Below are 6343 nucleotides of genomic sequence, written 5' to 3'. Positions count from 1 at the left end.
GATTCCACCCAGGCGTGCAACCTGAAGTCGAGCGATTTGTCGCTGAAGCGCTTGAACATGGCCAGCGGCGCCGGATCGGTCAGTATGTCCGGCAGTTCGTTGGCCGGCTCCACCAGCTGGCCCATCACCTGCTCCGGGTCGGTACCGGAGGGGACGCTGTCATCGAGGGCGTAGCGCCGCCGTCGATCGGAGCGCGTCCAGTTGACCACTTCCGTCGGGGCCAGGTCCGCGTTGGGCGCCATGACCTCGGCCCCATGCGTGGTTCGCACGCTGGACGATCGAATGCCGATGCGCTTGATCTCGCCCAGCAAGGGGCCGATCTCGACCAGGTCGCCGACGCTGACCGGCCGCTCGACAATGAGAATCAGGCCGGACACGAAGTTGTTGACGACGCTCTGCAGCCCAAACCCAATGCCCACGCCGAGCGCTCCGGCGACCAGCGTCACCTTCGCCATGTCGACGCCGAGCGCGGCCAGCGAAAGCACCGCGCCGGCGATCAGGATGACCCAGCGTGTGAACGTGGCGATGGCATAGCCGGTACCGGGCCTCAGCCGCAACCTGGGAAAGACTTCTCGATCGAGCACGAAACCGATCACCATGGTCAGAACCAGTGTCGCCAGGGCGATTGCGAGCGCCGCTGCAACCGCCTTGGCGGAGATGGACACGGCGCCCACTTCCAGCGCGGAGCCCATCAGCGAATCGATGGCAGAACGCATCGCGGGCACGAGCCCGAGGTTCCCTACCGTGACCAGCCCGACACCGATGAGGGTCAACAATGCGAGAACCAGGCGCACCGCACGCAGCAGCGCCGGATCCGCATTGCGCGCACTTCGCAGCCAGCTGAGCACGGGTGTACCAAGAAGCGCGAGCGCCGCTCCATACAGGGCCAAGGCCGTCGTGCCGAAGACCAGACTGAATCCGAGAATGCTTCCGGTGCCGGCGCGCAAGGATCGGGCCGGCCCCACGAATCCGAAGATGACATGCCACGCAGTCACCACCGACACGGCGATGGCGATCAGCGCAACGATGCGCACGATGTCCGGACTCCAGCTTGCAAATGCCTGCTGCAGCCGCCCACGCCGCAAGTCGACAGCCACTGGCACGCCGATGCTGATGGCCTGCAGCAGCAGCAGGGCCCGATCGGCGATCACGCTCGACTCGATCGAATTGCGCAATGGAAGCAGCGCCGTGGCGATGGCCAGGCCATACAGCGACAACGGAATCGCCGAGGCGAAAGTGCGCCTTGCGATCATCGCGGCGGGGATCGGCACGATCGCGAGCAGCAGCTCGTAGAAGACGATGGGAGGGTCGGGCGCCAGCCACACAAGCGACATCAGCGCGATGAGCAACGAGGCGGCCACAGGTCGGCCGTAGGCGCGTTGCGCGGGGGCGGCGTCCTGCGGCGACCCCTTCGTGAAGAGCCAGCAGGTGAACGCGAAGATGCCGAAGAACAAGCCCGCGAGACCGGTGCCGTTGCGCGCCAGGTACTGGCGCAGCAAACGCTCGCCCGCGCGCAATTCCGAGCTAATGAACTGGAATTGGGAGGGCGTGGCGCCGAGTTGCCAGAGCGACGATTCCTCGACCTGCATCCTTTGCAAGCGGACATGGTCCAACCGTGCGTTGATGAGGGGGTCTCGCTTCAACGATGCGAAGCTGCAGGGTCAATGCGCGGGCAAGGTCCAGCAAAGTGCTGTCGCGCACCTTGCGCAGGCGATCCCCGGTGCTGCGCAGTGTCGCCTCGACCTCCTGTGCACGCTCGATGACGAGCTCGGGAACGCGCCGATCGTGCAGAAACACAAGACGCTCGCGCCACAGGCGGCCTTGCGTTTCGAGCTCGTTGCCATCATGCTCGAGCCGTCGAACGATGGACGCGAGTTCGTCGACGTTGGCCGAAGCAGCATCCTTCAGCTCTCGCGCCTGGTGCTCGAGCCCCAGCAGTTCCATGAGCTCGGATTGCGCGGCCTTGCCCAGCGCAAGGCGGTCGAATTCGGTCTCCAGCGTCGTCGTTCGTCGGGCCAGATCGTGCCCCGGCCCCGACCGCTCGAGACGGGCAAGCGTCGCGCGCTGCAGGTCTTCGCTTTTGCCGATCTGCGTGACGGTGTCGGCGATCGTTGTCGCCGCTGGCGGGGCCGAAGCCGCGGCTTCAGCGGCGACGGCTGATTCAGGCGTGCCGACAAGCCAGGCCGCGAGCAACAACGTGAACGCCAGCACTGGGGTCCGCATCCGGCATCGAGCCATCCACCCGGCGCGTCGAAGCGGCATGGCGGGGTCGCTCATGCGGCTGCTGGCATCGTCGCCGACGTGCGCATTGCAGAGAGCAGATAGGCTTCGACGCCGATGGCGTGCGCCGCCTGTTCCGTGACGCCGGGTATTGGGTCCATGGTCCAGAGCGTCATCTCGACGATGACGGCGACCAGCCCCGTGTTTCGATGTCATGGCCTCATCTACGCGGTCGTTGTGGGTCGCCTCGGCATTCTCAATTCGTCAAACCGCTGAGAATCTTCTGCTTCGCCGCCTCGTAGTCGCTCTGGCTGATGAGCTTCTGGGCGTAGAGCGACTGCAACTCGGCGAGCTTTTGCTGCGGCGTCTTGGCGGTCGCGGCCGTCGCCGCAGCCGCGGCCTGAGCCGCCGCCTGAGCCGCCGCTGCGGCCGACTGCATGGCGGCTGCCTCTGACGCGTTGGCGGCCGACTGCGCCGCCGCCGTCGCCGCAGCTTCGTTGGCATTCGCGGCGGCCGATGTCTCGGCGGCACCTGCGACCACCGCGGTGCGCATGGCGGCTCGTCGCCACACGCCAAAGATCGCCCAGGCGGGATCGGCGCACGCCAACAGCGCCAGCAGCGACAGCACGCTGAGCAGGGTGTTGCGCGGCAGGTGCTTTCGCACTTCGGTTCGTGTCATGGTGCTTCTCCTTTTTCAGATAGCTTCACTGCTTGGTCCTCGTGTATCGGAGTTCCATCATCTTGAACATCCTGGTGCCGGCGCCCTGGCCCCACAGCTCGGACATGTGGTCGCCGTTTTCCAGGATCGACAAGCGCAGTTCGACGGGCGTGGGCTTGCCGGTCAGCGCGTTGAGGACGGACGCCTTCAGCGTCGCGGACTTCGTGGCTCCGTCGAAGCCGCCGCGGTACACCGTCATCGCGGTGCTCCCCCCGTCCATCCAGGCTATCTGGTAGGTCTTGCCGACGTTGTCGGCGACGTAGCCGATGCCGTCGAAGGGCTCGCCCATCACATTCGCCGACAACATCGCCTGGATGTAGCGGTGGCCGAGCACCCAGACGTTGACGCATGTTCCCTGCGATTCGATCGGTGGCTGATTCGGATCCGGCCAGGTCCGTATCTTGACGTTGAAGGTGCCGACCATGGGATCGAGCCTGGCCTGGCCCGGTCCCGGCGTGATCGCGCTTTCCAGGGCTTTGACCATTGCAGCATTGGTCACGAGAGCGCCCGCAGCGGCCTTGCCTCCCCCCTGGGCGAACACGGGGTTCGCCAGACCGAATACGGCAGCCATCAAGGCCACCAAGCGACAGAGTTTCATTTGCAGTCCTTCCGCATGACGTAGTTGGGATCGTTGTGAGCCGCGGTATCCGGGTTGCCTTCGTCGCACGTCCCGGTGGGTCCTCTCACTCAAAGGCGCGGCACAGCGAGGCGTCGCTCTCAACCAGCAGCACGCGTCGCTTGGAGGGTCTCGTGGCAATCACAAGCGGACTGTCCTCCGACCCCGCACGCGGCGATATACGACCTTCGTGCTATGTGGGCCCGGACTACTTCCGGTGAAACGGCGCTATTGCGGCCACGGCACGAAGGCGAGTCAGAGCCCCGCCCCCCAGCGAACCTGCCAGCCCAGGCCGATGATCTTGAAGTCGGTCCCGGTTCGCGCGGACACCCCGGAGCTGAAGTAGACCTTGAGCGAGTTGTGCCTGTCGAGCGTGTACGCAAGCGTTGCGCCCCAGCGCGAATTGCTCTCCAGGTCGTTGTCCACTCTGCCGTTCAAGCGCGTGCGTCCGCCGGTGTAGTAGGTGCCGTCCAGCGCCGCCCACAACCTGGGGTTGAAGTTGTAGATCGCGTGTCCCTGGATCGAAAACAGCGGCTTCTGCTGGCGAACGGCGTTGCCGAAGAATTCGTCGTTGCGGGTAAAGAACGTGGCGCCTACCGCCGCCTCGAACGTCCAAGGTCCGAGCGCCTTCGACAGGCCAAGCTCCGGCTTGAATGACCAGCGGTTGCTGCCTATGTTGATGAGCTTCGTCGGGTCATACTGCCCGGAGGGCGCGGTGATCGCCAGCGTGACGCCGACGATCGTGTCTTGATGGAAGTCCGCAAACGCCGGCAAGGCGAGCGCCGGCGCTCCATACAGGTTGATGGACAGCCGCATGGTGAGGTCGCTCAAGCCCGTGCGGCCGACGCTGCTCGCCTGGTCGAATACGTCGCCGCTGGCCGTGAGCCAGGCGTAGGGCACCACCAGCGCCAGGGTACCGGACTGGCCCCAGAAGTCGATGACATGGCTGTAGGCAAGTGAGGCGGCATCGACCTTGGCTTGGACGTTGTGGACCGGCAATGAAGGGTCGACCAGGGCACTGCCCCATTGGTGCGTGTAGCCCATGATCACAAAATTGAGGCCGATGGGCGCATTGGTGTAGGACAGAGGCTCCATCGACTGAGCGCGAGCGCAAGGCGGGGCGCAGGAGCCCAGCGCCGCGACCGCAAGCAGCAGGGACCACGCTCGGCGAACCTGAGGCCCGCAGCGTTGCTGTGACCCGCACGAAACGAGCATCACCTTGCCTCTCTCTGCTATCTATCGGCGCGCCACGGCGCTGCAAGCTACTCGCTGGTCTTGTTGTTCGAGCGCGGGAAGGATCGGCATCTCTGCATCGCGACCTCCGGGAGCTGCTAGCCGCAGGCGCCGCCGAGCAGCCCGGCCTTGATCTCCGGATTCGGCGGTTCGGCGCCTAGCCAGATCGCCAGGAAGGCTTTGGCGAAGTCATCGCCTGGGATGGTTCCCTTCACCGCACCGTTCACATCCACTTGGAGACCCGCACCAGGTTTGCGGATGAACGTCAGCCGCTCGCCGGTTCCGACATCGGCCATCCAGCCGTTGAGCATGGTGATGCGCTCCTTGAGCGCAGGCAGCTGGTCCTTGGAGTTCTTTTCGAATCCTTCGCTCCATCCCTTGCGGATGTCGTCGGCGCCCACGTTGCGCACGAATTGGAGGATCAGCTCGCTGGACGTATTGGATCCCAGCAAGGCGCTCGGGTCCCTCGATGTCCTGGCTACGTACAGCGCGGCGACGTAGACATTGACATTGAAGACCGTCGCCTGGCGCAAGCCCAGGCCGTTGAGCGTCAGACTGCTACCCTCGACCTGGGCCTGGTCCGGAAAATCGACTCCCTTGCATTCCTTGCCTTGCGCAATGCCTGATCCCAACGCCGCGGCCACAACCAGCGTCATCAGCATTCGCTTCGTCTTCGAATTTGTTTGCATCTCGTCTCCAATGATGGTGTTGCTTGAGCATCAAGAAATCGCGCGGTCGGGCATGGTTCAAGGGGCGCGGGGCGCTGCTTCCTTGGCAGTTGCTGGATCGGCGACGACCGTCGCGCCAAGGTCCTTCAGCAGGCGCTGGAACTCGGGCGCCGCGAGGATGATCGTCCCCGCCGCGGCGCGCAGGCGATCCACGGCCTCGTCCGGCAGGACGAACGACGTCGGCTGTTGGTTCAGGTAATCGAATTCCGCCTTGTCCTTCAGCGCGGGAAACGACACATCGATGGCATAGATCTCCGCGTTCGGGACCTGCATCTCGGTGCAGATCGGGGAGTCCTTGTCCGTCGAACACCCGGCGAGCTTCCGGACTCGCCGCGCGGTTTCCCAGCGCGCCGAAATATCTTTCAAGAGCTCGACCGCCTCGTAGGAATAATGATCGATCGGAACACCGCTGGCCTTCAGCAGGACCTGCACACTGCCGGGCGGCCGCGCCGATTCATCCCAGTTGGTGGGGGGCGACGACAGCGAATTGACAACCAGGACGATGATCCTGCGCGCATGGTCGAGCGGAGTGGGCAGGCCCTTGTCGTGCAAGGCTTCGAGGAACTCCAGCGCGTCGAGCACGCCGCGCATTCCCAGGTTGTCGGAAACGCCGCCGTCCACGAGATGGATATACGGCCGATGCACGCTGTCGGTGTACGGTTCGGTTTCCTTCAACTCGCGAATCGCACGCGTTGCGGGCCGCGGTGGATTCGTGGACTGGGTAAACGCCTTGGCCCAGGCCGGCATCTGGTGGTTGCAGGTTCCGCCGTAGTTGTTGATGGTCACCGGGGAGAGCACCACGGGGACAGCAGACGATGCCGCGGCGGC

The 6343-nt window shown here is 64.8% G+C and carries 7 protein-coding genes and 1 pseudogene; all 8 read right to left on the bottom strand.

Going from position 1 to position 6343, the window contains the following annotated elements:
• On the bottom strand, nt 1-1589 hold a 1589-nt coding region (locus AC1D2E_RS34340), incomplete at its 3' end, for a mechanosensitive ion channel family protein (RefSeq protein WP_478201544.1).
• Nucleotides 1525-2277, bottom strand: coding sequence for a hypothetical protein (locus AC1D2E_RS34335; protein ID WP_478201543.1), 753 nt, complete (start codon nt 2275-2277; stop codon nt 1525-1527). The genes AC1D2E_RS34340 and AC1D2E_RS34335, both read right to left, overlap by 65 nt.
• The gene (locus AC1D2E_RS34330) at nt 2274-2396 is read right to left on the bottom strand and encodes a hypothetical protein (RefSeq protein WP_478201542.1); all 123 of its coding nucleotides are present in this window, start codon (nt 2394-2396) and stop codon (nt 2274-2276) included. Before AC1D2E_RS34330 ends, AC1D2E_RS34335 begins: the two co-directional genes overlap by 4 nt.
• Nucleotides 2397-2476: 80 nt before the next feature.
• Nucleotides 2477-2899 (bottom strand): SHOCT domain-containing protein, encoded by a 423-nt coding sequence (locus tag AC1D2E_RS34325; protein WP_478201541.1) that lies wholly within the window; start codon nt 2897-2899, stop codon nt 2477-2479.
• Nucleotides 2900-2924: 25 nt separating this feature from the next.
• Nucleotides 2925-3509 (bottom strand): DUF1579 family protein, encoded by a 585-nt coding sequence (locus AC1D2E_RS34320; protein WP_478201540.1) that lies wholly within the window; start codon nt 3507-3509, stop codon nt 2925-2927.
• Nucleotides 3510-3809: 300 nt separating this feature from the next.
• Nucleotides 3810-4649, bottom strand: a complete 840-nt coding sequence (locus AC1D2E_RS34315; RefSeq protein ID WP_478201539.1) for a transporter — start codon at nt 4647-4649, stop codon at nt 3810-3812.
• Nucleotides 4650-4885: 236 nt separating this feature from the next.
• Entirely contained in the window at nt 4886-5449 is a 564-nt protein-coding gene (locus tag AC1D2E_RS34310; protein WP_478201538.1) for a chalcone isomerase family protein, read from the bottom strand.
• Nucleotides 5450-5533: 84 nt separating this feature from the next.
• A pseudogene (locus AC1D2E_RS34305) lies at nt 5534-6343 on the bottom strand (patatin-like phospholipase family protein); the annotation flags it as partial.

This window comes from Variovorax sp. P1_H2, assembly GCF_056405295.1.
This window is presented reverse-complemented; position numbering and strand designations above follow the sequence as displayed.